This window comes from Ideonella sp. P3_A4 (assembly GCF_056403075.1).
The window spans coordinates 1-707 of record NZ_JBFUGE010001291.1; the positions used below are offsets into that span (position 1 = coordinate 1).

A 707-nucleotide genomic window follows, 5' to 3' on the forward strand; every position below is an offset into this window, starting at 1 on the left:
GTACAGCTGCGCCGCGCGGCGCTTGACCTTGAAGCCACCGGGCAGGATGCCGTCGGTCTTCAGGCCGCGGGCCACGCAGTCCTGCATCGCGCGCCAGATGCGCAGCAGGCCGGCGTCGATCTCGGCATCGGTGCGCCAGTGGCGCTCGTTGGCGCGCATCACTTGCGCGATCGTCAGCTTCTCGCGTGCGCAGACTTCCAGCAGCTCGGCGCCCGAGCGGAAGGGCAGCGGCAGCACGGTCGCATCCGGGGCGATGACCTTCTGCTTCGAACCGTCGGCCGCCACCTCGTCACTGACGACGAAGCCACCACCGACCGAGTAGTAGGTGCGGTTTTCGAGCTCGGCGCCTTCGGCGTCGTAGGCGATCAGCCGCATGCCGTTGGCGTGGAAGGGCAGGGTCTCGCGGCGGCGGAAGATCAGGTCTTCCGGTTCGTCGAAGGCGACCTCGTGCTCACCCAGCAGCGACAAGCGCTTGCTGGAGCGAATCGTCTCCATCAGCGCGGGCACGGCGTCCACGTCTACCGTGTCCGGCTCGTGGCCTGCCAGGCCCAGCAGCACAGCCTTGTCACTGCCGTGGCCCTTGCCGGTGGCGCCGAGCGAACCGTACAGCCAGCAGCGCACGCGCGTCGTCTTCGCCAACAACCCTTCGCTGCGCAGGCGCGCCGCGAACAGGCGTGCCGCGCGCATCGGGCCCACGGTGTGGGAGC

General features: G+C 69.4%; 1 protein-coding gene. It reads right to left on the reverse strand.

Annotated features, from left to right (window positions below; translation table 11 throughout):
* On the reverse strand, positions 1-707 hold a 707-nt coding region (locus tag AC1DYI_RS37610; protein WP_477209144.1), incomplete at both ends, for a serine dehydratase beta chain.